This window comes from Nonomuraea sp. NPDC059007 (genome assembly GCF_042740555.1).
In the GTDB taxonomy this organism is placed as follows: domain Bacteria; phylum Actinomycetota; class Actinomycetes; order Streptosporangiales; family Streptosporangiaceae; genus Nonomuraea.
Genome location: NZ_JBHYJD010000010.1, coordinates 227,086 through 251,611, shown reverse-complemented (window position 1 = coordinate 251,611; position 24,526 = coordinate 227,086). Strand labels below are relative to the sequence as shown.

Sequence of the window (24,526 nt, the reverse complement as noted above, 5' to 3'; positions counted from 1 at the left end):
TCCGCTGGAGGAATGCCATGCTCTCCGTCCGACTGAGCAAGGCGGTCCGGTCGCTGCCGATCAGCGTGCGCGCCCTGGGGCGCGAGGCGGGACTGCCGGGCCAGGTGTCGGTGCGCGAACTGCTGCGCCGTACCGGCACGCACACGCGGCCACTCAACGTGAAGGTGCTGCGCTACACGTGGGCGACTAACGCCCCCGACGCCAACGTCCACCCCGTCTGGCCGGACGCGGCGCTGCGCGAGGTCCTCGACGCGCCGAACGGCTGGAGCATGCTCGACTTCTGGTCGGCCTCGACCCTGCGGCTGCGCGAACTGCGCTTCAGCGTGGAGCCGTGGCGGGTGCTGACCGGCATCTCGCAGGTCGGCAACCGCGACGACCGCGGCGGCATGGTCAACCAGACCCGCGCGCAGGCCGAGCGCGACGGCGTCAGCTTCGACGGCGTGGACCGCGTGGTCGTGTTCATGCATCCGCCGCCGTGCAACTCCGGGGCCATCGGCGGCGCCGCCGTCCTCGACCAGGGCGGGTTCCTGTCCTTCTACGACCACGAGATCGGCCACGTGATCGGCTTCGAGCACGCCTTCGGCCCCTGCGGCGACTACGTCTACCACGACGACTACTCGGTCATGGGCTTCACCGGCGTGCAGGACCGCGCGGTCCCGACGCCGCCCGCGTTCGTCGGCGTCACCGTGATCTCGCCCGGCTTCTTCCGCAGCGACCGCAACCTGTCGCCGGCCGCCCTCTACCGGTACGTGCCGGAGTTCGCCGCCTCCAGCAGCGTGCTCCGCCCGGACCTGTCCACCTCCCCGCGCATCCGCCTGGCCGCCTTCGGCCAGGCGAACCTGCACGACCCCGTGCTCGCGGTCGTCCCGACCAGCCAGGGCGAGATCACCGTCGAGTACCGCGCCCGCTTCGGCCAGGACGCGGCGATCCAGCCGGCGGTGGTCGTGCACTCCATCGGCCGCCGCCCCGTGCTGGCCTGGCACGGCGAGCAGAACCCGGTCTGGTTCGAGGGCACCGCCGGGGTGGGGGCGAGCCTGCCCACGGAGTACGCGGTGGACACCGTGCTGAAGGTTCAGGTGGTCGCGGTCACGCCGGATCGCAGATATGTGGAGGTGGTATTGACCGATCCGTGACGGGTAAGGTCCCGGGCATGGTGTCCAGGGAGGAACTGCTGCGGCCGGAGCCGCACTGGCAGACGGGGCTGTAGCGGGGCGTCTTTCGTGCCGTCCCATCCTTGTCTCCTGCTTAAGGACCTTTCATGCGTTATGACGCCGTCATCGTGGGCGCCGGGCACAACGGGCTCGTCGCCGCCGCCTATCTCGCCCGCGCCGGTCGCCGGGTGCTCGTCCTCGAACGGCTCGCCCACGTCGGCGGGCTGGCCATCTCGGCCCAGGCCTTTCCCGGGGTCGAGGCGCGGCTGTCGCGCTACTCCTACCTGGTCAGCCTCCTGCCGACGAAGATCGTCATGGATCTGGGCCTGCGGGTCGAGCTCCGGCGGCGGCGTTACGCCTCCTACACGCCGGTCGGGCGGACGGGGCTGCTCGTGGACAACGAGGACGCCGGCCGTACCGAGGAGTCCTTCCGCGCCGTCACCGGCGGCGCGCGGGACTACCGGGCCTGGCGGGAGTTCTACGAGATGACCGCCGAGGTGGCGCGGGTGCTGGCGCCCACGCTGCTCGGGCCGCTGCCCGCGGCGCGCGAGGTCGAGCGGCTGGTCGGGGCGCGGGCCTGGGGGGAGATGTTCGCCGAGCCGATCGGGCGGGCGGTGGAGGCGCGCTTCCGCGACGACACCGTGCGCGGCGTGGTGCTCACCGACGCGCTCATCGGCACGTTCGCCGACCCCGCCGCCGACCTGCTGGCCAACCGGTGCTTCCTCTACCACGTGATCGGGGACGGGACCGGGGAGTGGAACGTCCCCGTCGGCGGCATGGGCGCGGTGTCCGGCGCGCTGGCCACGTCGGCCCGCGAGGCCGGGGCGCAGATCAGGACCGGGGCCGAGGTGATCGGGATCGACCCGGAGGCCGGGGAGGTGAGCTTCCGGCTGGGGGAGGCCGAGCACGTGGTGTCCGCGGAGCGGGTGCTGGCCAACGTGCCGCCGGCCGTACTGGATCGGCTGCTGGGACGCGAGCCGGAGACGCCGGAGGGAGCCCAGCTCAAGGTCAACATGGTGCTGCGGCGGCTGCCGCGGCTCAAGGACACCGGCGTGGAACCGTACGCGGCCTTCAGCGGCACCTTCCACATCAACGAGAGCCAGGAGCAGCTCGCGCGGGCCTTCGCCCAGGCGGCGCGGGGCGAGATCCCGGCGCTGCCGCCCGCGGAGGTCTACTGCCACTCGCTGACCGACCGGTCCATCCTCGGCCAGGACGGGGAGACGATGACGTTGTTCGGGCTGCACATGCCCGCCCGCCTCTTCCGCGACGACCCGGAGAAGTCGCGGCGCGCGGCCCTGGACGCCACGCTCCGCTCGATCAACTCCGTGCTGGCCGAGCCCATCGAGGACTGCCTGGCCACCACCCCGGCGGGCGAGCCCTGCCTGGAGGCCAAGACGCCCGTCGATCTGGAGAACGAGGCCGGGCTGCCCGGCGGGCACATCTTCCACCGCGACCTGAGCTGGCCCTACGCCGACGAGGGCGGCTGGGGCGTCGAGACTGGGCACCCGAGGCTGCTGCTGTGCGGGGCCGGGGCGCGGCGCGGCGGCGGGGTCAGCGGCATCCCCGGCCACAACGCCGCGATGTCGCTGCTGACCTGACCGACATGTCCTTCAGCGAGTTCTCATGATGGCGGCATAGCGTTGGCTCATGAGTGAGCCCATGCGACTCCTGGTGGTGGACGACGAGCCGGCGCTGCGCGAGGCGCTGCAGTCGAGCCTGGAGTTCGAGGGCTACCAGGTGGCCACGGCCGTGGACGGGCAGGCCGCGCTGGAGCAGCTGGCCCGCGAGGCGTACGACGCGGTGCTGCTGGACGTCATGATGCCCAGGCTCGACGGGCTGACCGCGTGCCGGCGGCTGCGGCAGGGCGGCAACCACGTGCCGGTGCTGATGCTGACCGCCCGTGACGCCGTCGGCGACCGCGTCTCCGGCCTGGACGCGGGCGCGGACGACTACCTGGTCAAGCCGTTCGAGCTGGACGAGCTGCTGGCCAGGGTACGGGCGCTGCTGCGGCGCAGCGCGCTCGGCGCCGTGCCGCAGGACGGCCTGCTCGCCTACGCCGACCTGCGCATGGACCCGGCCACCCGCGAGGTCACCCGCGGCGTCCGCAGGCTCGACCTGACCAGGACCGAGTACCAGCTGCTCGAACTGCTGCTCAGCCACCCGCGCCAGGTGCTGACCCGCGACCAGATCCTCGGCGAGGTGTGGGGCTTCGACTTCGAGCCGACCTCCAACTCCCTCGACGTCTACGTGATGTACCTGCGGCGCAAGACCGAGGCGGGCGGCGAGCCCCGGCTGATCCACACCGTGCGCGGCGTCGGTTACGTGCTGCGGAACGCGCCGTGAGATGGAGCAGCCTGCGCGCCCGGATGACGTTGCTGGTCACGGCTGCGGTGGCGCTGGCGGTCGCGCTCTCGGCGGTCCTGTGCTTCTCCATCGTGCGCATGGAACTGCTCAACCAGCTCGACCACGAGCTGGAGGGCCCGCCGGGCAAGCGGCCCGACGTGAGCAAGCTCCTGGTCAGGTGCTCGACCGAGCCGCCGCGTTCGGACGCCTACGTGCCGCCGTACTCCGAGCAGATCATCTACGCCGACGGGAGCCCGACCTGCTCGTTCGGCACACCGATCCACGTGACCGAGGACGACCTGCGCGTGGCACGCTCCGGCGGCCAATGCCTGCACACGAGCACCACCAGCGACGGCGCGCAGGTCCGCGTCGCCACCAAGTGGGTCGCGCCCGGCGTGGCGGTCATGAGCGCCCGCCGCCTCGACCGCCTGCAGAACTCCCTCAACACCCTGGCCGCCCTGCTCGCGGGCGTGGCCGGCCTCGGCGTGCTCGGCGCCGCCTCGGCGGGCCTGTTCGTCTCCCGTACGGCCCTGCGCCCGGTAGGCGAGCTGACCAGGGCCGTCGAGCACATCGCCACCACCGAGGACCTCGACACCTCCATCCCGGTCAAGGGCGACGACGAGATCGCCCGCCTGAGCGCCTCCTTCAACGCGATGACCGCCGCCCTGGCCGGTTCCCGCGACCGCCAGCGCCAGCTCGTCGCCGACGCCGGCCACGAGCTGCGCACCCCGCTGACCACGCTGCGCACCAACATCGACCTGCTGCTGCGCAGCGAGCAGACCGGCAGGCAGCTCGACCCGGCCGCCAAGGAGCGGCTGCTGGTCAACGTGAAGGCCCAGTTCGCCGAGCTGTCGGCGCTGGTGGGCGACCTGCTCATGCTGGCCAGGGGCGACACCGACCACGAACCGCACGTGGAGCTGGCCCTGCACGAGGTGGTGAAGGCCGCCGCCGAGCGGGCCAGGCTGCGCGGCGCGGAGCTGAGCACCGACCTCGGCCAGTGGTACACCGTCGGCAACGCCGCCTCGCTGGAACGGGCGGTGCTCAACCTCATCGACAACGCCCGCAAGTTCAGCGAGAACGGCATCGAGGTGATGCTGCGCGGAGGCGTGCTGACCGTGCGCGACCACGGGCCCGGCATCCCGCGCGAGGAGCTGCCGCACGTCTTCGAGCGGTTCTGGCGCTCCCCGTCGGCCCGCGCGCTGCCCGGCTCGGGGCTGGGGCTGGCGATCGTGGCGCAGGCGGTGGCCGAGGCGGGCGGGAGCGTCCGGCTGGACAACGCGCAGGGCGGCGGAGTGATCGCCACCGTGCGGCTGCCGGGAAGTCTCACCCCACTCTCATCATCGGCTAAGTCCGGCTAAAGACCGGGCCGGTGACCTGGGAGCATGCCAACATCCATCAAGACGCGGCTGGTCGAGGTGGTCGTCCCGGTCCACAACGAGCAGCGCGCCCTGCGCGCGAGCGTGACCCGGCTGCACGACTATCTGCTGGCCACCTTCCCGTACGGCTTCCGCATCACGATCGCCGACAACGCCAGCACGGACGGCACCTGGCCGCTGGCCGGGGAGCTGGCGGCCGAGCTGCCGCACGTGCGGGCCGTACACCTGGAGGAGAAGGGGCGCGGCCGGGCGCTGCGCCAGGTGTGGTCGCGGAGCGAGGCGGACGTCGTCAGCTACATGGACGTGGACCTGTCCACGGACCTGGACGCCTTCCTGCCGCTGGTCGCGCCGCTGCTGTCGGGTCACAGCGACCTGGCCATCGGCACCCGGCTGGCACCGGCGGCGCGCGTGGAGCGCGGGCCCAAGCGTGAGGTCATCTCCCGCTGCTACAACCTGCTCCTGCACGCCCTGCTCGGCGCCCGCTTCACCGACGCCCAGTGCGGCTTCAAGGCGGTGCGTACCGAGGTGGCGCAGGCGCTGCTGCCCGCGGTCGAGGACGAGCAGTGGTTCTTCGACACCGAACTGCTCCTGCTGGCGCAGCGGCACGGGCTGCGCATCCACGAGGTGCCGGTCGACTGGGTCGACGACCCGGACAGCAGGGTCGACGTCGTGCGCACCGCGCTGGACGACCTGCGCGGCATGGCCAGGCTGGCCCGCGCCCACGCGCTGCGCGCGCCGATCCCGTCGCGGGAGGTGCCGCGCGGGCTGGCCAGGCAGCTGCCCCGCTTCGCGATCGTGGGCGTCGTCAGCACGCTGGCCTACCTCGGGCTGTATACGCTGCTGCGCGGGGCGCTCGCGCCCATGCCGGCCAATGCGATCGCTCTGCTGGTCACCGCCGTGGCCAACACCGCGGCCAACCGGCGCTTCACGTTCGGGATCAGCGGCCCGGCCGGCGTCGTACGGCACCAGTTCGAGGGCCTGATCGCCTTCCTCGTGGGGCTGGCGCTCACCACCGGCGGGCTCGCGCTGCTGCCCGGTGGCGTCTCGCACGGCGTCGAGCTGGCCGCGGTCGTGCTGGCGAACGCGCTGGCCACCCTGGTGCGCTTCCTGCTGCTGCGCGTGTGGGTGTTCAACCCGCGCAGGGTGAGCCGATGACGCGGGCGCGCTGGGCGCTGGCCGGGGTGCTCGCCGTCGCCCTGGTCCTGTACACGTGGGCGCTGAGCGGGATGGCCAACACCTACTACTCGGCCGCCGTCCTGTCGGCCACCCAGAGCTGGAAGGCGTTCTTCTTCGGCGCGCTGGACGCCGGGTCGTTCATCACCGTGGACAAGCCGCCGCTGGCGCTGTGGGTGATGGCGCTGTCGGCGCGGATCTTCGGGTTCTCGACGTGGAGCATGCTGCTGCCGCAGGCGCTGGCGGGCGTGGCGGCGGTCGCGGTGGTCTACTCGGCGGTACGCCGCAACATGTCCGCATATTTCGGTGAGCGGCGGGCGGAGGCGGCCGGGCTCATCGCGGCCCTCGCGATGACGCTGACCCCGATCACCGTGGCCATCAACCGCGACAACAACCCGGACACGCTCCTGGTCCTGCTGCTCACCGTGGCCGCCTGGTTCTGCCTGGAGGCGCTGCGCACCGGGCGTCCCCGCTGGCTGCTGCTCTGCGCGGTCTTCGTGGGCCTCGGGTTCAACACCAAGATGCTCCAGGCGTACCTGGTGCTGCCCGCCTTCGCCCTCGCCTACCTGTTCTGCGCCCGCGCCACCGTGGTCAGGCGGCTCGGCCACCTGCTGGCCGCCGGTGCGGTGCTCGTGGTGTCGAGCGGCTGGTGGATGGCGATCGTCGACCTGTGGCCCACCGGCTCGCGCCCCTACGTCGGCGGATCCACCGACAACTCGGTCCGGGACCTGGTCATCGGCTACAACGGCCTCGGCCGGATCTTCGGCCAGGGTGGCGGGCGGGCCGGCGGGCCCTCGTTCGGCGGGGAGTCCGGGGCCGGGCGGCTGTTCAACGACGTGATGGCCGGACAGATCTCGTGGCTGCTGCCGTTCTGCGCGATCGCCCTGCTCCTCGCGACCGTGGCCGGGGTGCGGGCCAGGAGGTCGGGGCAGGCGTGGGCGTGGGGGCCGTGGCTGGTGTGGGGCGGCTGGCTGGCCGTGCACGTCGTGGTCTTCAGCTTCTCCAGCGGCACCTTCCACCCCTACTACAGCACCGCCATGGCTCCGGCGGTGGCGGCGCTGAGCGGGATGGGCGGGGTGCTCATGTGGCGGGCCTACCGGGAGGCGCGGGTGCTGGGCTGGGTGCTGCCGGTGGCCGTGGTGGTGACCGGGGGGTGGGCGTTCGCGGTGCTGCGCCGTACGCCGGAGTGGGCGCCGTGGCTGGCCTGGGCCGTGCTCGGGACCACCGCTCTGGCCGGGCTCACGCTGATCCTGGCCCGGGTACGGCGCGGCGCCGCGATCACCGTCGCCGGGCTGGTCCTGGCCCTGGTCGCGGGCCTGGCCGGACCGGCGGCGTACGCGGTCACGCCGCTGCAGTCCCCGGTGAACGGCACCAACCCGACCGCGGGACCCGACAACGGCCGCCGCGGCTTCGGCGGCGGCCCGATGGGCCAGCCGGGCGGCCGCCAGCCCGCCGGAGAGGCCCCGCCCGCAGGAGACCGGTCGCCCGGCGACACTCCCGGCTTCTCCGGCACCCCCGGCTTTTCCCGCACCCCCGGCTTCTCCGGCACTCCGGGCTCTTCCGGGAACCCGGGCCTTTCCGGGGGTCCTGGTGGGCGGGAGGTCAGTGCTGAGCTGGTCACCTTCCTGGAGGCCAACCGGGGGAACGCCGACTGGCTGGTCGCGGTGGGCAGCGCGCAGCAGGCCGCCTCGCTGATCCTGTCCACCGGCGAGCCGGTCATCGCCATGGGCGGCTTCACCGGCGCCGACCCGGCCATGACCACCGCGCGCCTGGAGGAGCTGACCTCCTCAGGCCGCCTGCGCTACGTGATGACCGGCGGCGGCAGAGGAAGTGGCCAGGCCACCGCGTGGGTCCAGGAGAACTGCACGGCCGTGCATGGCCAGGACGGCCTCCACGACTGTTCTTGATCGGGGGTTGACAACGATGTCAACCCCGCTCTTGATAGATCTATGGCCGGACCGCTGCTCGAAGCCCGCGGCATCGTCAAGAGCTACGGCCACGTGGAGGCGCTGCGCGGAGCCGACCTCGCGCTGCCGCCCGGCGAGGTCGTCGCGCTGATCGGGGACAACGGCGCGGGCAAGTCGACCCTCGCCAAGATCCTGTCCGGGGTCGAACCGCCCGACGACGGCGAGATCCTGCTCGACGGCGGGCCCGTGGCCTTCTCCTCCGCCGAGGACGCCAGGGCCGCCGGGATCGAGACCGTCTACCAGGACCTCGCCCTCTGCGCCGACCTCACCCCCGCGGCCAACTTCTTCCTCGGCCGCGAACTGCTCAGGCCCGGCCTGCTCGGCCGCCTCGGGCTGCTCGACGACGCCGCCATGCGCGAGCGCGCCCGGCAGGCCTGCGAGCGCCTCGGGGTCGAGCTGAAGTCGCAGGACGCGCCGGTCTCCACGCTCTCCGGCGGCCAGCGGCAGGGCGTCGCCGTGGCCAGGGCGGTCACCTGGGCGCGCCGCGTGGTGTTCATGGACGAGCCGACCGCCGCGCTCGGCGTCGTCCAGACCCGCCGCGTGCTCGACCTCATCCGCGGCGTGCGCGACTCCGGCGTGAGCGTGCTGCTGATCAGCCACAACATGCAGGACGTCAAGGCCGTCTCCGACCGGGTCGAGGTGCTCAGGCTCGGCCGCAGGGTGGCCCGCTTCGCCACCGCGCAGGTCTCCATGGAAGAACTGGTCGGCGCGATGACGGGAGCACTCGGATGAGCGGACGGCTGCTGTCGGCGCAGGTGTTCTGGATCGGGCTCGTGCTCGCGGGCCTGCTCGCCGCCTTCGCCCTCCTGCGGCCCGGCAGCTTCGCCACCCCCTTCAACCTCCTGAACCTGGTCAGCGACGCCGCCATCCTCCTGCTCCTGGCCACCGGCATGACCTACGTGATCATCACCGCCGGGATCGACCTGTCGGTCGGCGGCGTGCTGGTCTTCTCGGCCGTGGCCGCCGCTCTGACGGCCGAGGCCACCGGCTCGCTGCTGATGGGGGCGGCGGCGGCGGTACTGTCGGGGCTGGGGTGGGGTCTGCTCAACGGCCTGCTCGTCGCGCACGGGCGGATCCCCGCGCTGATCGTCACCCTCGGCACGCTCGGCATGTCGCTCGGCGCCGCGCTGCTGCTGACCGGCGGCGTCGACCTGCGCGCGCCCGGCGAGCTGAACCTCGGCCTCGGCCTGGCACGCTGGCTCGGCGTGCCGCACCTCGTGTGGATCTGCGGCGCCGTCACCGCCGTGCTCGGCTTCGCCCTCGCCCGCACCCGCTTCGGCCGCCACACCTACGCGATCGGCTCCAACGCCGAGGCCGCCCGCCGCGCCGGCGTGCGCGTCGCCAGGCACCTGGTCACCGTGTACGGCCTCGCGGGACTGCTGGCCGGGCTGGCCGGCTACCTGTCACTGGCGAAGTACGGCATCACCGGCGTGTCCGCTCATTCCACCGACAACCTGCAGGCCATCGCCGCCGTCGTGATCGGCGGCACGTCGCTGTTCGGCGGCGTCGGCACCGTGGCCGGCACCGTCATCGGCGTGTTCATCCCGGCGGTGCTGCAGAACGGCTTCCAGATCCTCGGCGTGCGGCCCTTCTGGCAGCAGGTGGTGGTCGGCTCCGTCCTGATCGCCGCCGTCTACGTCGACCAGCGCCAACGCGCCCGCCGCGACCAGTGAGGAGACTCCCCATGCGCAAGGCCCTCGCCGCCGCCCTCCTGCTCGCCCTCGCCGCCTGCGGCCAGCCCAGCGCCGGTGGCGCCGTCCGGGTCACACTCGTGCAGGGGCTGGCGGGGGAGGAGTTCTACGAGACGATGGCCTGCGGCGCGCGGGCCAAGGCCAAGGAGCTCGGGGTCGAGCTGGAGGTGCAGGGGCCGCAGAAGTTCGACCCGACCCTGCAGACGCCGATCGTGAACTCGGTCGTGGCCGCCCAGCCCGACGCCCTGCTCATCGCGCCCACCGACGTCAAGGCGTTGATCGCCCCGCTCACCCAGGCCAAACAGCGCAACATCAAGATCATTCTGGTGGACACGGTGGTCGAGGACGCCTCGATCGGCCTGTCCAGGATCAGCACCGACAACGTCAAGGGCGGCGCGGCGGCGGCCAAGGCGCTGTCGGAGCAGATCGGCGGCAAGGGCAAGGTGCTGGTCATCTCCACCGACCCCGGCGTGAGCACGGTGGACGCCCGGATCAAGGGCTTCGAGGAGGAGATCAAAGCGGCCCATCCCGGCGTGAGCTCGCTGGGCGTGCAGTACTCGCACAACGACGTCGGCGAAGCCTCCAAGATCGTCAACGCCGCGCTGGCGAAGGACCCCGACCTGGCCGGCGTCTTCGCCACCAACCTCAACTCCGCGACCGGCGCGGGCACGGCGCTGCAGCAGGCGGGCAAGCTCGGCCAGGTCAAGATGGTCGGCTTCGACGCGGGCCCGGCCCAGGTCAAGCAGCTCAGGGACGGCGTCGTGCAGGCGCTCATCGCCCAGTTGCCCGGCGAGATCGGCGCGAAGGGCGTGGAGCAGGCGGTCGCCGCGGTCAAGGGACAACAGGTGACCGCGTCCATCCCGACCGACGCCACCATCGTGACCCGCGAGAACGTCGACACCCCCGACGTGCGGAAGGTCCTGTACAAGGCGGGATGCTGACGGATACCGGCGTACGGCCCGGCGATAGGATTTCGTGGTGCGAAGTGCTTCCTCCCGAGCCGAACAGGCCGACCAGCGCCGGGCCGAGCTGCTGGCCGCCACCCGGCGCGTCGTCCTCGAAAAAGGGCTGGCCAACACCCGGATCGCCGACATCGCCAAGGCGGTCAACGTCAGCGGCGGCCTCATCCACTACCACTTCGCCACCAAGGACGAGCTCATCACCGCGATGCTCAGGGCCACGCTCGACGTGGAGAGCGCCCGGCTGGAGGAGATCGTGCGCGGGCCCGGCACCGCCGTGAAGCGCTTCGACCGGGTCCTTGACTACTACATCCCGCAGTCGCGCGCCGACCAGAGCTGGCTGCTGTGGCTGGACGCCTGGAACACCGCCCTGCGCGAGCCCGCGGTCAACGCGATCGTCCTGGAGCTGGAGGCGACGTGGCTGCGCGCGATCGAGCGGGTGATCACCGACGGGGTGGACGGCGGCGAGTTCACCTGTGACGACCCGGCCGGAGCGGCCGAACGCCTCGACGCCATGCTCGACGGGCTGGCCATCCGCTACACGCTCCACCCCGACGTGCTCACCCAGGAACGCCTGCTCGCACACGCCCGTACCGCCGCCGCCCGCGAGGTCGGGCTGTCTCCCGAGGCGTTCTCCGCATGACGGCCATGCGCGCGCGTGAGCGGGGTCTGGCCGGCGGGCCGTACCGGACGGGGGAGCACAACGCGATCACCGACGTGCCCGGCGTGCGCGTCGGCCACATCACGCTGCGGCGCGAGCCCGCGATCCACACCGGCGTGACCGCGGTCGTCCCCGACCGGCTGCCGCTCAGCGCCGGCGTCTACGCGGGCAACGGCTACGGCAAGCTCGTCGGCACCACCCAGGTCGCCGAGCTCGGCGTGATCGAGACGCCGATCCTGCTGACCGCGACCATGTCCACCTTCCGCGTGGCCGACGCGCTGATCAGCTGGATGCTGGCCCGCGACCCCGGCCTGCCGTCGGTCAACCCCGTCGTGGGCGAGTGCAACGACGGCTGGCTGTCCGACATGCCCGCGCGCCCGATCACCGCCGAGCACGTCTTCGCCGCGCTCGACGGCGCCCGCCCGGGGCCGGTCGAGGAGGGCTGCGTGGGCGCGGGCACCGGCACCGTCGCCCTGGGTTTCAAGGCCGGCATCGGCACCGCCTCGCGCATCCTCGACCTGACCGGGGCCGGCCGGGTGACCGTCGGTGCGCTGGTCCAGGCCAACTTCGGCGGAACCCTGCGCACCGGGGCGCGTACCCACGAGGCGGAGACCGTCTCCGAGCTGGAGCTGCTCGGCCTGGAGACGCCGCCCGACGACGGTTCCTGCATGATCGTCGTGGCCACCGACGCCCGCCTGGACGGCCGCCAGCTGACCCGGGTCGCCAAGCGCGGCGTCTACGCCCTCGGCCGGGTCGGCGCCTCCTACTCCAACGGCAGCGGCGACTACGGCCTCGCCTTCTCCACCGCCGCCTCCGGCGAGCACGTCGCCGACCGGCACCTCAGCCCGCTGTTCGAGGCCACCCTCGACGCGGTGGAGGAGTCGGTGCTCAACAGCCTCCTGGCCGCGGTCACCACCCGGGGCCGCGACGGGCACACCGCGGCCGCCTGGCGGCCCGCCTAACGCCACCACGGCCGGTCGGCGGGGACGGCGCGCAGCACGTTCGTACCGCAGTGGATCGAGCCCAGGCGGACGTGGTAGTACCACGCCTCCACCCACTGCACGCGGTAGCCGAGCTTGTCGGCGACCGCCTCGGTCCAGGCCTCGAACAGGTCCACCTTGTTCTCCGGGATCACCAGCTGCCGCCAGCCGCCGCCGTTGAGCCGCCCGGCGGCGTCGAAGGCGTTCGCGTTGGCCCGCTGGATGTGCCGGCGGATCTGGGCATCCGGCATGCCGCGGGGGAAACCGTCGGCGAAGGCGAATGCCAGATTGGCGAGGTCGGTGGCGGTCGGCTTGCCCACCGACCGGTGGCGGGCCCAGAACGTGGTCCGGTTCAGGCCGCGGGCGCGTAGCCACTGCGGCGTGAGACGCGCGGCGCGCACCGCCTCGGGGAAGCGCGCGGCCACCGCGCGCAGCACACGGGCCGCCGATTCCGGCGACATGCGCGGCCCGTGCGGGCGGGGGATGAGCAGGCGGTCACCGGCCACCTGCAGGTTGGCCAGGTTCGGGGTGAAGGCGGTGCTGCGGCCGCTCGCGGGCGAGCGCCGGTCGAAGAAGACCGGGAGGCCGACGATCGGCATCCTGCCGTCGTACTCCGTGGTGATCCGCTCCACCGCCTCGGTGAGCCGGCCCGCCGCGGGGATCTCCGTCCCGTCCGGCCCGCTCCTGGCGGGTGCCGGCTCCGCCTCCAGGTCCTCGTTGAGGTTGTCGCTGAAGTAGTACATCTCGTAGACCGAGATGCCCGCCGGATAGACCGGCGCGGGCTGGGTGCTCCAGGGCGAGACGGGCAACGGGATGTCGTGCGCGGTCGGGCCCGAGGCGTTCTGCCGGGCGAGGTGCTGGTAGATCTCCGGAGGTTCGGTGGGCAGGGTCTGGCCCGGTTCGTGATGCTGCAGCCAGCGCAGGCCCCGCAGCAGGTGGGTGATCGGCTTGGTGCCCTGGATCGTGTGGCGGCTCCGGGAGCTGATGTACCGCCAGTTCGTGTACTCGGCGAGGTCGCGGGCGTTCAGCCCGCTCAGGAACTCCCGCTTGGCCTCGGTGATGATCAGCAGTGCCATGGCCGGGGCGGCGCGCAGCACCGTGCCCAGGCCGCGCGGGTCGCGCGGGTCCGGCACGAACGCCAGCATCTCGTCCACGTGGCCCACGTCCAGCCAGCTCGTGTCCACCTCCACCACGCTCTGGTGGCCGTGCGCCTGCCCGCGCAGGAAGGCCAGCAGGTCCGGGTCCATGTCGGTGAGCGTGGAGCCGTCGCCGGCCCGCTGGGTGGTGTTGCCGACGACGACCACCCCGGCGGGGCCGTTCTTGGAGGGCGGGCCGACCTCGATGTTGCCGCCGTAGTTGTGCCCGGAGTGCCAGTTGCCGAGCTGCCGGTCGAGCTCGACCAGTTCGCCGGCGCTCAGGACGAACTCCCTGGCCGGGCGCGGCCCGCTGGCGGGCAGCCGTAGCCGGGCCCGGTCGCCCGCGATCGGCATCTCGGCCGTCACGGCGGCCACCTGCCGGCGCGCGTCGTCGAGCAGCGGGTCGATCAGGTCCTTCTTCCACGGGGTGTCCGGGCGGGTCAGCGCCGCGCGTGCCGTACCGCGCAACAGGCTCAGCAGCAGGTCCAGCTCCGAGCGGGACTTCCACACGTCGGCCCGCGCCGGGCCGATCGCCTCGCGCATGCGGGCCAGGTCCTCGGCGGTGCCGATCCTGGAGACCATCTCCACCATGTGCCGGCGCAGTACCAGGACCTTCGTCAGCACGGTCAGCAGCCGGTCGCTCTCGGCGAAGCCCATCCGCGCGGGCGCGCCGCCCGCTCCCGGGACGGTCAGCTCGCGGTCCCAGAACGCCTGGCAGACCCCGATGTCCTTGCTCAGGAAGTGTCCGGCCAGCACGCCGCCCAGGTTCGGGGCCCCGGTCCTGGAGGCGTCCGAGCGGGTGCGCGGCGTGTGCAGGAGCACCCGCTGCACCCCGTCGGGGGTCCGCGTGTAGCCGAGCTGGTACTGGTCCTGGATCCAGCTGTCCCCGCCGTGCACCTCCTGCGGGATGAGCACCAGCGGCACGCCCAGCGGGGCGAGCGCGGCGCGCACGTCGGCGACGGCGGGCCCGTTGTCGTCCAGCGACCCGGCCGGGTCGTCCTCCCGCACCGCGCACATGTAGAGCCGCTCCAGCCGCCCCGCGTTGCCGATCAGCACGAACGGCGCCAGCGTCACCACCGCCTCGTCCTCGACCACGGTGCCGCCCGCGCCGTCGCGCTCCAGCCGCACCACGATCCTGGCGCCGGTCGGTGGCCCCGCTCCGGGGACCAGCATCCTGTTGGTCGCGGGACTGGCCGCCAGGTCCACCGCCTCCAAGGCCAGCCTCTTCGGGTACGGCCCCGCCGGCAGCGGATAGCGGGCCAGGTTCCGCCGCGGAACGGGCCGGATCCGCACCCCGGTCGAGTCCACGACCGCGATCCGCTGCGGATCGGCCCCCTGCAGGACCACGAACAGCGGGCCGGGCTCGTGGCTCACCTCCTGCACCTGCATCCTGATCGGCTCGTCGTCCCCGGCCGTCTTGGCCTGCCGTTCCCGGTCGGGGGTGGCGGGGCCCGACCGGGCGACCGACGCGGGCAGCCTTCTGGCGTCGGCGTCCAGGTTGGCGCGCACCACGGCGCCGGGTTCGCGTTTCCTGCCTGCCCACTCCGCCGCGTCCCCGCTCAGCCGCCCGGTGCGGTCGTAGTCGGCGTGCAGGCGGTAGGCGCACACCTCAGCCTTCGCCGGCGTCGAGGGTGACGTGGGAGCCGGGGCGCAGCGCGTCCCGCAGCGGCGGCACCTCGGACAGATCCTGGACCAGCACCAGGTCCGTCGGCACCACCACCTCCCACGGCCTGGACCCGGCCGGGTAGGGGACGCCGCCGTCGATCCTGCCGAGGTTGGTGGTGATCTCGTCGATGATCGGCACGTACAGCTCGTCCTCGACCGTGGGCACGTCGTTGCCGTCCCACACGTTGCCGGTGTGCACGAAGTAGGCCACCGCGCGCTCGAACCCCGGCCGCACCGGCACCTGCACGCGCGCCGCCCCGGCCCGCAGGAACGCGGCGAAGTCCGGGTCGGGGTCGGTGACGTTCAGCGCCGGCACCCAGCGCGCCCGCCGCCCCCACAGGTGCGGGTAGAAGACGTAGAGCATGTTCTGCCACTCGAAGGCGTTCTCCAGGAACCGGATGTAGCGGCCGTTGGCGTTGGCCTTGTCGAGGTCGAGGACGGGCGCGCCGGTCGGGCTCTTGAACGAGTCGAGGTTCAGCTCGGGCTGCTTGGCCAGCATCATGATGACCCACTTCTTCAGCTCGTCGCGCTCCACCCGCCGGTTGGCCAGCGGGTTGCGGCCGAACTGCCGGCTGCTGCTGCGTTCGAGCTCGCGCTGCGCCTTGCGCTCGTTGTACTCGGCGAGCTGCTGCTGGTAGGCGGCGATGATGGCGTCGAAGGCGGCGTGCTGCCAGCTCGCGTACGCCTCGGGGGAGAGCTTGCAGTCGACGTCGATCGCCACAGCCCACGCGTTGGCCGCCACGGAGATCGAGACCGACGCGTCCTTCTCCAGCCAGCTCGTCGGCCCGCCCTGCGATCCCCAGGTGTCGTGGAAGTCGTACATCTTGCCGTCGAAGACGATCTGGAACGGGTGCAGCTGGATGTCCGCGGCCCAGATGTGGGTGGCCTGCACGGTCGCCCGGTAGGCGCGGTAGCCGTCGGGGATCTCGACCTTGCCCGCGGCGCCGGTGGAGGTGTAGTTGCCGCCGTCGTACTTGGCGAAGAAGCTCGCCGTGCGCAGCTCCGGCGGCTGCGGGGGCGCGTCGGTCACCCGGTAGCGGGCCAGCAGCGGGCCGTAGGTTCCCGCGTCGATCTGCGCGGGGGTCAGCGGGTTGCCCGCGACGGTCGGCGGGGCCGGTTTGACCAGCTCGCTGTCCTGCGGCGGGTTCTCCACCAGGCCGTAGAGGTAGAACGCCGCCGGCTCCGGCACCACGAAGTCGAACATCATGCGCTGGCCGTAGTTGAAGACCTGGGCGTCGTAGACCTTGTTCAGCCAGCGGTAGATGCCGCGGATGTGGCGGGCCAGGTTGTTGCTGAAGCCGTGGCGGTTGTTCTCCTCGAACTCCTCCAGCGTGCGCTTGCGCACCAGCGTGCGTACCTTCTCGCGGACCTTCTCCACCGTGCGCTGGGTGACCTCCTGAGAGAACGAGGACGCCTTGCGCTGCGACTCCTCGGTGGTCGTGGAGAAGCCCGCCTTGAGGCTGGAGGTGAAGGAGACCGCGGGGCCGTAACTGCCGCTGACCTGCAGGCCCGCCTCGATGTCGAGCTGGCTCTTGACGTGCTTCTCCGCCTCGTTCTGCAGCTCGTTGCGGGTCGTGGACTGGAGGTCCTTCTCCTTTTCGGTCTCCGTCTCGGTCTCCCGCTCGATGATCTCCTCGACCTGGGTGAGGCGGCGGGTGGAGCGCTCACGGGACTCGCCGGCCATGACGTTCTCGATGTGGGCGTACTCGCCCAGCTCGTAGGCCTTGATCTTCTGCCGGACCACCAGCAGGTCGGCGACGCCCGCCTGCGAGTGCTGGGGGACCGGCGGCGGGTCGGTGACGGCCGGGGAGTCGCCGAGGGCGCGGTGGTAGCGTCCGAGATCGATCTCGCCGCCGTCGAAGGCGAGCACCCCATCCGGTACGGCCCGCGTCCCCACGTGAGCGCCGGCCCGCCGCATCTCCTCCTCGATGACCGGAACCGCCCGCAACGGCAGCACCTCGTCGTCGAGCTGCCCCAGCTGTTCCAGGACGCCGGTGGTCGTGCCGCTCAGCCGCGCCACCCCGGAGGCCGACAGCCGGGGGCGTCCGGCGTTGGCGGCCCGCAGCCCGGCCAGCAGCCGCTCGACATCGCCGTCCGGCACGACGGAGGCCAGCACGTCGGGATACTCGACGTGCCGCCCGTCGGTGACCATCCGCACCAGCTCCCGCCGCGCCTCCTCCAGCCGCCCCAGCCAGTCACGCGCCTCCCGGCCCGCATCGTTGGAGGGCGGGGACGGCGGCACCGGAAGGGGTTCCTGCCGAACCCGCCCCAGAAACCCGGGCAACATCACCACAACCCCACCCACCACATCCCCCAGGGTCCTCCGCCCCCCTTCCACGCTCCGGCCCTCCACGCCTCCACCGCCGGCCGCGTCCCCACCCTCACCCGAACCCTCCTCGCCCGGTGCGTCCTGGCCCTGCCCCGGATACCCGTGATCCGCCTGGCCGTGATCCACACCGCCGTGGGCCCCATCCCCGTGGGCCGTGTCCTCCTGACCTACGTCCCCGTGGGCGGTCTGGCGGGGGATCGCCTGCTCCGGGATCGCATGCCCCGAGGCGGCCAGGCCCGGGATGGCCCGGCCGGGGACGGCCTGATCCGGGGTGGTTGGGTCCGGGGTGGCTTGGTCCGGGGTGGCGGCGAGGGTGGCGGCGAGGGCGAGGAGTTTGGCGTCGAGCAGGTGGCGCTGGCCGTCGCCCGCCGGGTCGCCGAGCAGCGCGGTGGTCAGCACCTGGTCGGTGACCCGGGCCCGCGTGGCGGCGAACCGTTCCCCGGCCACCAGTTCCGGCAGCGCCCTCCCGTAGGCGTGGCGGACCAGCGCGTCCAGGTCGGCGTCTTCGAGGGGGCGGTCCTGGTTGGCGTAGAACCATTCGCGCAGGGCGGCGGTGTCGAACGGCTCGGGGTGGTCGGCGGCGGCGCTGTACCCGCGGGCGATCTCCCGCAGCCCGGCCCGGTCCGCGCCGCTCGCCACCGCCGCGGCGAGCTGCTGGAAGAGCCCGGCCGCCGGGACCAGCACATTCGGCGGGGGCTGGACTCGCGCCTTGGCCGGCCGGACGGTGATGAACCGGAGAATGCCTTCGCTAGCCAATGGGCACCTCACCCTCGCTGGGTCCGCTGGACAGAACTCTTGGTGTTGACGCGACCACTTAGCGTGCTGAACTTGACGCGCCAACGTTACGTCCGTCAGATCCGGTTGTCACGGGGTTTCCCGCTCAGCGGGCCGACTTCGGAGTCGTCACGGCGGCCGGCCCCGCGCGCCCGCCGGCCGTCACCCTGGACAGAGCCCGGCCATGTGCGGCGGGTGGGGTGGGGGCGGCTTGCCGTAACCCCGAAAGGCCGGGCACGAGAGGGCAACCCCAAGCGCCCGCACGCGGCGAGAAGGCTTGTGCGGCGGGATGCGGCCTACGCGGCGCGCGAGAGGGCGAGCCCCTGTGGCGCGGGCGAACGGTGAGTTCGTGGCGGGAGAAAGGCGCGGCGGGTGAAAAGGCTCGTGTGTCGCGGGCGGGCTTTGGGCGCGCGGAGGGGAGGTGCTTTTGTTGCGAGAAAGCCTGTGGGGGAGAAAGTCCTCGCGGGGAAAATTGCGCGGGGAGGAGGCTGCGCGGGAAGGCCGTGCGGGGACGGCTGTGCGGGGACGGCTGTGCGGGGATTTACGCGGGGAGCGCGGCGAGGAGGAAGGCCAGGCGGGCGGCGGCGGCTTCCACGTCGTCGGTGCTGCCCAGGCGGTAGCCCCAGGAGGTGACGAAGGCGCCCTCGTCGGAGCACGTGACGGTCTCGGTGAGCGTGGTGGAGAAGCGGTTGCGGACCGACACGTACGCGGGGTCGCAGGCCAGGGCCACGCTTTGGACCGAGAGGTCGGCGTGGCGACCCGCGTACCAGGCGAAGCGCTCCAGGCAGAGCGTGGTGTCCAGCATCAGGCGTCACCTCCGCAACGTCTCGCGCCACAGAATTGCACGATCTTCGCTCGCGGGGCAAGCAATTGCAGGGATTAAAGTGAGGATTGTTTCCCGTATTCGTGAAGAATCCGGATGATGAGGGCCCTGCCGGATTCGTCGAAATGGGCGACCTTGCAGTACTCGTCGAACGCGCTCACGTAGAAGGCGATGTCATCGGGATCGCGGAGGACCAGGTCTTTCGTCATCGTGGCGACCCCGACCATGGCCTCGTTGTAGATCCAGAAGCCGTTGATCGGCGAGGACGGCAGCTCGGCGGTGTAGGGGATCACGCCGAACTCGACGTTCGGCAGCGTGCTGACGGCCAGCAGGCGGTCGAGCTGGCCGCGCATCACGTCGATCGGGGCGAGCCTGGTGTGGAGGACGGCCTCGGGCACCACGAAGCGGAAGGTGCGCGTCGGGTCGTAGAGGATCTCCTGGCGTTGCATCCGCACGCGTACCGCCGCGTCGATCTGGTCGGGGGCGCTGTAGAGGCGTTTGACCTTGCGGAAGACGTGCCGGGCGTACTCGGTGGTCTGCAGCAGGCCCACCACGATGCCCGGCTCGAACACGCGGAACAGGTGGGTGCGCGCCTCCAGGTCGCGGATGTCCTCCTGGATGGCGGCCAGCCCGCTGCGGTGGCGCTGCTTCCAGTCGTCGTGCCGCTCCAGCAGCGAGATCGCCTGGCCGATCAACTGGTCCGTCACCTCCGGAGCAGCCTGTACGGCTGTCGCCCACACCACCACGTCGTCCTCCGTCGCGGTCTGGCGGGCGTTCTCCAGCCGGGAGACCTTGGACGGTTGCCAGCCAAGCCGCTCGGCCAGATCCTTGCCGGACAGGTGCACCGCCTCGCGCAGATGGCGAAGCTGGGCGCCGAGGTCGATGCGCGCCTGCTGAAAGGACGTCACGCCGCTAGAGGCTAGACCTGTGGGCATGGATCATGCCAGGCCCGGTTTCGCAATTGTGATCAATCGGTCGCGCCGCGTGGCTTTCCGGCAGCCGGAAAGCGGAATGCCCGCGCCGAGGGGTGACGCGGGCAGGAGGGGCGCTCGGGGGCGGGCGAGCGTCCGTAATGGGTCAGAGGACTCGGCGGGCGATGTCTACGAGCAGTTCGCGTGGTACTTCGACCGCCGTCTCGCCGTCGAGGACGTCGCGCAGATCGGCGAGCGCCTCGGGGTCGGTGAGCTGGAGGCCCTGCACCACGATGGTGCCGCGGTCGGTCTCGTAGAGGGTGGGACAGGCCCCGGCCTCCGAAGTGGAGCCGAGAAACCGCATACGCATGACGATCCTTCCCCGATCAATCCTGCAATTGCGAGCAATTGTAGGAGCTCCAGGGATTTATGTGATCGTTTTAGTTCAAATTGGTATGAGTCGGTCACCGGGGGCCGGTCAGGCGGACGTCGCCCTTCGCCGACAGGACGAAGACCTGCCAGTTGTAGTAGGCGTAGAAGCTGCGCGGGTCACGCTTGATCTGGGCGGCGTGGGCCAGCACCGCGTCCACGTAGCGCACGTCGTGGTTGTAGGCGAAGACGGCGCGGCGGTAGTTCCTGGGGGCGCCGGTGGCCTTCAGGTAGTTGGCCGCGGCCATGATCGAGTCCTTGGACTTGTGGACGTCGCCGCCCATGCCATACATCTTCCAGGTGCCCGGCATGAACTGCATCGGCCCCTGCGCGCCCGTGGAGCTGGCCGAGCGCACGCGGCCGAACTTCGTCTCCACCAGCATGATCGCCGCCAGCACCTCCCACTCGACGCCGAAGCGCTTCTCCGCCTTGACCATGTGGCCGCGCAGCGTTCCGGCCGGTTCCGCCTGCGCGAGGCGCATCTTCGCGCGGCGGGCCGCGGTGATCGGGCGGGCCATCGACAGCAGCTTGCCGACCGCCTTGGCGTTGTCGCGGGCCTCGGCGGCCACCGGTCTGGGCAGCTTGGCGATGACGGCGCGGGCCAGCGTGGCGTTCCTGGCCAGCTTGCGGTAGACGCGCTGGTGGTGGAGGGCGTACAGGACGACCTCCTGCGGCGGCTGGGCGGCCTTGCTCTTGGTCCAGGCGTCGATGCCCGAGTAGAGGGCGGTGGTCGTGGCCTTCAGGTCGGCGGCCAGCTTGGCGGCGTCCGCCGGGATGGGCGTGCCGGGGGCGCGGGCGTTCCCGGGCGCGTTCTGGGAGGTGCCCTGGGGCTTGGTGGCCGGAGACTCGGTCGCGGGATTGAGCTGCTCCCGGGCGGCGGCGCCGCCTGCCGTACCGCCTGCCGTGGCGCCGCATCCGGACAGGACGACGGCCAGGGACGCTGCGAGGACGAGTCTCATGACGTCCCACCGTACTGCCTGATCAGCTAGATATCGGCGTATTTCGCCCGAGCGGCAGCAATCTTGTCCGGCAAGTACTCCGTGGGCCACAAACCCGGCGCGGGCTCGTAGTCCTTCAGCACGCGGCGCGCGATCGAGGCCTGGTGCACCTCCGTCGGCCCGTCCATGATGCCCATCAGCGGCGCCGCCTGCCACAGCCGCGCCAGCGGCGTGTCGTTGGAGACGCCGAGCGCGCCGTGCAGGTGCATCGCCCGGTAGACCACGTCGTGGAAGACCCGGGCCGCCGCCACCTTGCAGGCCGCGATCTGCGTGCGCGCCTCCCGCGTCGACGACTGGTCGATCAGCCACGCCGTGTGCAGCACGAGCAGCCGGAACTGCTGGATCTGCAGGTAGGAGTCGGCGATCGCCGCCTGCACGAGCTGCTTGCCGGCCAGCACCCCGTCGTGGGTGGCCCGCGACAGCGCCCGCTCGCACATCATGTCGAAGGCCCGCTTGACCGCCGCGACCGTGCGCATCGCGTGGTGCACCCGGCCGCCGCCCAGCCGGGCCTGCGCCACCGCGAACGCCCCGCCCTCCTCGCCGAGCAGCGCGTCCGCGCCCACCCGTACGCCGGTGTAACGCAGGTGCGCGTGGTGGCCGGAGCGGTCGCCCATCGTGCCGATGTTGCGCACGATCTCCACGCCCGGCGTGTCCGACGGCACCAGGAACATCGACATCCGCTTGTAGGGGTGCGCCTCGGGGTCGGTCACCGCCATCACGATGAAGAAGGCGGCGTTGTGGGCGTTGGAGGTGAAGTACTTCTCACCGTCCAGGACCCACTCCTCGCCGTCCCTGGCCGCGCTCATCGTGAACAGCCTCGGGTCCGATCCGCCCTGCGGCTCGGTCATCGAGTACGCGGAGAACACCTCGCCGTCCAGCAGAGGACGCAGGTAGCGCTCCTTCTGGGCGGCGGTGCCGTACATGGCGATGATCTCGGCGTTGCCGGTGTCGGGCGCCTGGCAGCCGAAGATGACCGGGGCCCAGGTGGAGCGGCCGATCAGCTCGTTCATCAGGGCCAGCCTGAGCTGGCCGAAGCCCTGGCCGCCGAGTTCGGCGCCGAGGTGGCAGGCCCACAGGCCCTGTGCCCTGACCTGCTCCTTGAGCGGGTCCACGATCTTGCGCAGCCGCTCGTCCGGCGTGCCGTACGCCTGGCCGGGGAAGACCAGGTCGAGCGGCTCCACCTCCTCGCGGATGAACGTGTCCATCCAGTCGAGCTTGGCCTGGAACTCCGGCTCTACCGCGAAATCCATGTCTGTGCCCTCGCAAACAGGTCCAGGGTGGTCTGGTGGAGGAGGTCCCCGATGTCCTTGGGCGCCTTCCCGGCGCAGGCGCGGGCGTGGCTGCCTTCGAGCACGATGCCGAGCTTGAAGCAGGCCATGACCGCGTACCAGTCGATCGCCGACATGTCCCGGTCGGTCAGCGCGGCGTAGCAGGCGACGATCTCGTCCTCGGACGGCAGTCCCGGCACGTGCCCGGCGTTCGACGGCCAGGTGGCCAGCAGCCAGCCGAGGTCGAGCAGCGGGTCGCCGACCGTGCACATCTCCCAGTCCACGATGGCCGCCACGCGCGGGCCGTCGTGGGCGAACATCAGGTTCGCGAAGTGGTAGTCGCCGTGCATCACCCCCGGCGTGAACGACGCCGGCCGGTGGCGCTCCAGCCACGTGGCGGTCTCGCGCAGCAGCGGGATCTCGGGGCCCGGGTAGCCGTCGAGCCTGCCGTAGGACTCCAGCTCGGCCGTCCAGCGCGGCACCTGCCGTTCCAGGAAGCCCTCCGGCCGTCCGAACCCCGGCAGCCGCCCGGGATCCACCCGCCCGAGCTCGGCCAGCGCGACCGCGGCCTCCAGCCCCATCCGGTGCCGGATCGCCGCGTCGGAGGCGTGCGGCTCCGGCAGCCCGGTCGAGGGGTTGAAGCCGTCGACCGGCTCCATCAGGTAGTAGACCGGCTCGTCCGCGGTCTGCGCGGCGATCAGCCGCGGCGCGGGCACCGCGGTGTCGCGCAGCACCGCGAGCACCCTCGCCTCACGCCGCAGCACCTCGTTGCTCTTGCGCCGCGGCCGCAGCGGGGGCCTTCTCAGGATGTACGGCCGGCCGCCCCGCGAGAAGCGCACCATCACGTTCTGCGTGCCGCCGAGCACCGGCGCGACGTCCCCGATGGGCCCGCCGGGCAGGCCCTGCCCGTCCATCCAGGCCCCGAGCGCGTCGAAGTCGATCGTGCTGACGTCGATGTGCGTGGAGGTCATGGCACCCTTCGGACCCGGATCAGAATCAAATTCTAGTCGTGAATCTACGGCCGCCCTTCGCCGAAGGTCAACCCAGCGAGACCATCAGCGGCAGGAACCGGCGCGCGTGGTCGCCCGGCAGCTCGCCGCCCCGCACCATCACCGTGTTCGGGAACGGCGAGCCGAGCCCGCGCTCCACCGCCCACGCGACCAGGCCGGGACGGCTCATGTCGAGGTCGAGCCTGACCGGCAGGTCCCAGCCGGCGGCCAGGTCGCCGATGAGCGCCGTGGCCTGCTCGGCGTCCTGGGCGACGAGGGGGCCGATGACGATCTGGGTGTCGTTGCGCCAGGCGCCGCCGTACCCCTCGATCCTGCCGCCCGCCTCCAGCACCCTGACCCGCTCGTGGAAGGCGGGCATGCGGCGCAGCAGGTCCGAGCGGTCGGCGCCGAAGACCTTCGCGTCCAGCGCGAGAATGTCGTCCAGGTCGCGCTCGGTGGCGGGGCGGCTCGCGCCGGACGGCGCGCCCGTGAACGGGCCGCGGTGGGACTCGACGCGGCCCACGGCGCGGAATCCGAGGCGCTCGTAGACGGGGCGGCCGTTGGCGGTGGAGTAGAGCCAGACCGTGCGCTCGCCCGCGACGTCGAGGAGGTGGCGGACGACACGGCCGGCCAGGCCCTGGCGCTCGTGTCCCGCCGCGGTCAGGACCATGCTGACCGCGGCGGCGTCCGGCCCGTAGGGGACCAGGAGCGCGGTGGAGGCCAGGCCCCCGCCCGGGGCGTCGATGCCGTAGACCTCGCCGACGTCGAACAGGAAGCGCCACTTGTGCTCCTCCGCGCCCCACTGGCGGGAGACGGCCAGGCGGGAGCAGGCGGGCAGGTCGTCGTGGGTGAGTCGCCGAACGTGCATCCGGACATGATGCCCTGACCGGGCATGGGCCATGA

20 protein-coding genes are annotated in these 24,526 nt (G+C 72.1%); 11 read left to right on the top strand and 9 right to left on the bottom strand.

Going from position 1 to position 24,526, the window contains the following annotated elements; translation table 11 throughout:
• Nucleotides 1–17: 17 nt before the first annotated feature.
• The 11 genes from ACFWY5_RS19340 to ACFWY5_RS19290 all read left to right on the top strand — a co-directional run bounded on the left by ACFWY5_RS19340 (nucleotide 18) and on the right by ACFWY5_RS19290 (nucleotide 12,283).
• The gene (locus ACFWY5_RS19340) at nucleotides 18–1,133 is read left to right on the top strand and encodes a hypothetical protein (protein ID WP_379633371.1); all 1,116 of its coding nucleotides are present in this window, start codon (nucleotides 18–20) and stop codon (nucleotides 1,131–1,133) included.
• Nucleotides 1,134–1,258: 125 nt separating this feature from the next.
• Nucleotides 1,259–2,749 (top strand): phytoene desaturase family protein, encoded by a 1,491-nt coding sequence (locus ACFWY5_RS19335; protein WP_379633369.1) that lies wholly within the window; start codon nucleotides 1,259–1,261, stop codon nucleotides 2,747–2,749.
• A 61-nt stretch (nucleotides 2,750–2,810) separates the two neighbouring features.
• Nucleotides 2,811–3,494, top strand: coding sequence for a response regulator transcription factor (locus ACFWY5_RS19330; RefSeq protein ID WP_379633466.1), 684 nt, complete (start codon nucleotides 2,811–2,813; stop codon nucleotides 3,492–3,494).
• Nucleotides 3,491–4,852: a sensor histidine kinase gene (locus tag ACFWY5_RS19325; protein WP_379613358.1), complete on the top strand. Its 1,362-nt coding sequence runs from the start codon at nucleotides 3,491–3,493 to the stop codon at nucleotides 4,850–4,852. The genes ACFWY5_RS19330 and ACFWY5_RS19325 overlap by 4 nt, the downstream gene beginning before the upstream one ends.
• Before the next feature lie 24 nt (nucleotides 4,853–4,876).
• A complete protein-coding gene (locus ACFWY5_RS19320) occupies nucleotides 4,877–6,025 on the top strand; it encodes a glycosyltransferase (RefSeq protein WP_379633367.1) in 1,149 nt (382 codons plus the stop codon).
• The gene (locus ACFWY5_RS19315) at nucleotides 6,022–7,950 is read left to right on the top strand and encodes a glycosyltransferase family 39 protein (protein WP_379633365.1); all 1,929 of its coding nucleotides are present in this window, start codon (nucleotides 6,022–6,024) and stop codon (nucleotides 7,948–7,950) included. The genes ACFWY5_RS19320 and ACFWY5_RS19315 overlap by 4 nt, the downstream gene beginning before the upstream one ends.
• Nucleotides 7,951–7,992: 42 nt before the next feature.
• Nucleotides 7,993–8,742: an ATP-binding cassette domain-containing protein gene (locus ACFWY5_RS19310; RefSeq protein ID WP_379613352.1), complete on the top strand. Its 750-nt coding sequence runs from the start codon at nucleotides 7,993–7,995 to the stop codon at nucleotides 8,740–8,742.
• Nucleotides 8,739–9,683 carry an ABC transporter permease gene (locus ACFWY5_RS19305; RefSeq protein WP_379633363.1) on the top strand — a complete coding sequence of 315 codons (945 nt, stop codon included), beginning with the start codon at nucleotides 8,739–8,741 and terminating at the stop codon, nucleotides 9,681–9,683. Before ACFWY5_RS19310 ends, ACFWY5_RS19305 begins: the two co-directional genes overlap by 4 nt.
• A gap of 11 nt (nucleotides 9,684–9,694) precedes the next feature.
• A complete protein-coding gene (locus tag ACFWY5_RS19300; protein WP_379633361.1) occupies nucleotides 9,695–10,642 on the top strand; it encodes an ABC transporter substrate-binding protein in 948 nt (315 codons plus the stop codon).
• Between the two features lie 37 nt (nucleotides 10,643–10,679).
• Nucleotides 10,680–11,303 (top strand): TetR/AcrR family transcriptional regulator, encoded by a 624-nt coding sequence (locus tag ACFWY5_RS19295; protein ID WP_379613346.1) that lies wholly within the window; start codon nucleotides 10,680–10,682, stop codon nucleotides 11,301–11,303.
• Entirely contained in the window at nucleotides 11,300–12,283 is a 984-nt protein-coding gene (locus tag ACFWY5_RS19290; protein ID WP_379613344.1) for a P1 family peptidase, read from the top strand. Before ACFWY5_RS19295 ends, ACFWY5_RS19290 begins: the two co-directional genes overlap by 4 nt.
• On the opposite strand, the gene ACFWY5_RS19285 is transcribed toward ACFWY5_RS19290, so the two are convergent.
• From ACFWY5_RS19285 to ACFWY5_RS19245, 9 genes are all read right to left on the bottom strand, one after another.
• A complete protein-coding gene (locus ACFWY5_RS19285) occupies nucleotides 12,280–15,045 on the bottom strand; it encodes a protein-arginine deiminase family protein (protein ID WP_379633359.1) in 2,766 nt (921 codons plus the stop codon). The genes ACFWY5_RS19290 and ACFWY5_RS19285 overlap by 4 nt on opposite strands.
• A gap of 1 nt (nucleotide 15,046) precedes the next feature.
• Nucleotides 15,047–18,187, bottom strand: a complete 3,141-nt coding sequence (locus ACFWY5_RS19280) for a hypothetical protein (RefSeq protein ID WP_379633357.1) — start codon at nucleotides 18,185–18,187, stop codon at nucleotides 15,047–15,049.
• Nucleotides 18,188–18,746: 559 nt separating this feature from the next.
• Nucleotides 18,747–19,010 carry a hypothetical protein gene (locus ACFWY5_RS19275; protein WP_184962528.1) on the bottom strand — a complete coding sequence of 88 codons (264 nt, stop codon included), beginning with the start codon at nucleotides 19,008–19,010 and terminating at the stop codon, nucleotides 18,747–18,749.
• Between the two features lie 74 nt (nucleotides 19,011–19,084).
• Complete coding sequence (locus tag ACFWY5_RS19270; RefSeq protein WP_379633355.1) at nucleotides 19,085–19,936, bottom strand: helix-turn-helix domain-containing protein; 852 nt, start codon at nucleotides 19,934–19,936, stop codon at nucleotides 19,085–19,087.
• 169 nt (nucleotides 19,937–20,105) lie between these two features.
• Nucleotides 20,106–20,309 (bottom strand): hypothetical protein, encoded by a 204-nt coding sequence (locus ACFWY5_RS19265; protein ID WP_184962524.1) that lies wholly within the window; start codon nucleotides 20,307–20,309, stop codon nucleotides 20,106–20,108.
• A 94-nt stretch (nucleotides 20,310–20,403) separates the two neighbouring features.
• Nucleotides 20,404–21,327 carry a transglycosylase SLT domain-containing protein gene (locus ACFWY5_RS19260; protein WP_379633353.1) on the bottom strand — a complete coding sequence of 308 codons (924 nt, stop codon included), beginning with the start codon at nucleotides 21,325–21,327 and terminating at the stop codon, nucleotides 20,404–20,406.
• A gap of 26 nt (nucleotides 21,328–21,353) precedes the next feature.
• On the bottom strand, nucleotides 21,354–22,616 hold the full coding sequence (locus ACFWY5_RS19255; protein WP_379633351.1) for an acyl-CoA dehydrogenase family protein: 1,263 nt from the start codon (nucleotides 22,614–22,616) through the stop codon (nucleotides 21,354–21,356).
• Nucleotides 22,601–23,605, bottom strand: a complete 1,005-nt coding sequence (locus ACFWY5_RS19250) for a phosphotransferase family protein (RefSeq protein ID WP_379613335.1) — start codon at nucleotides 23,603–23,605, stop codon at nucleotides 22,601–22,603. Before ACFWY5_RS19250 ends, ACFWY5_RS19255 begins: the two co-directional genes overlap by 16 nt.
• A gap of 67 nt (nucleotides 23,606–23,672) precedes the next feature.
• A complete protein-coding gene (locus ACFWY5_RS19245) occupies nucleotides 23,673–24,491 on the bottom strand; it encodes a GNAT family N-acetyltransferase (RefSeq protein ID WP_379613334.1) in 819 nt (272 codons plus the stop codon).
• Nucleotides 24,492–24,526 lie beyond the last annotated feature (35 nt).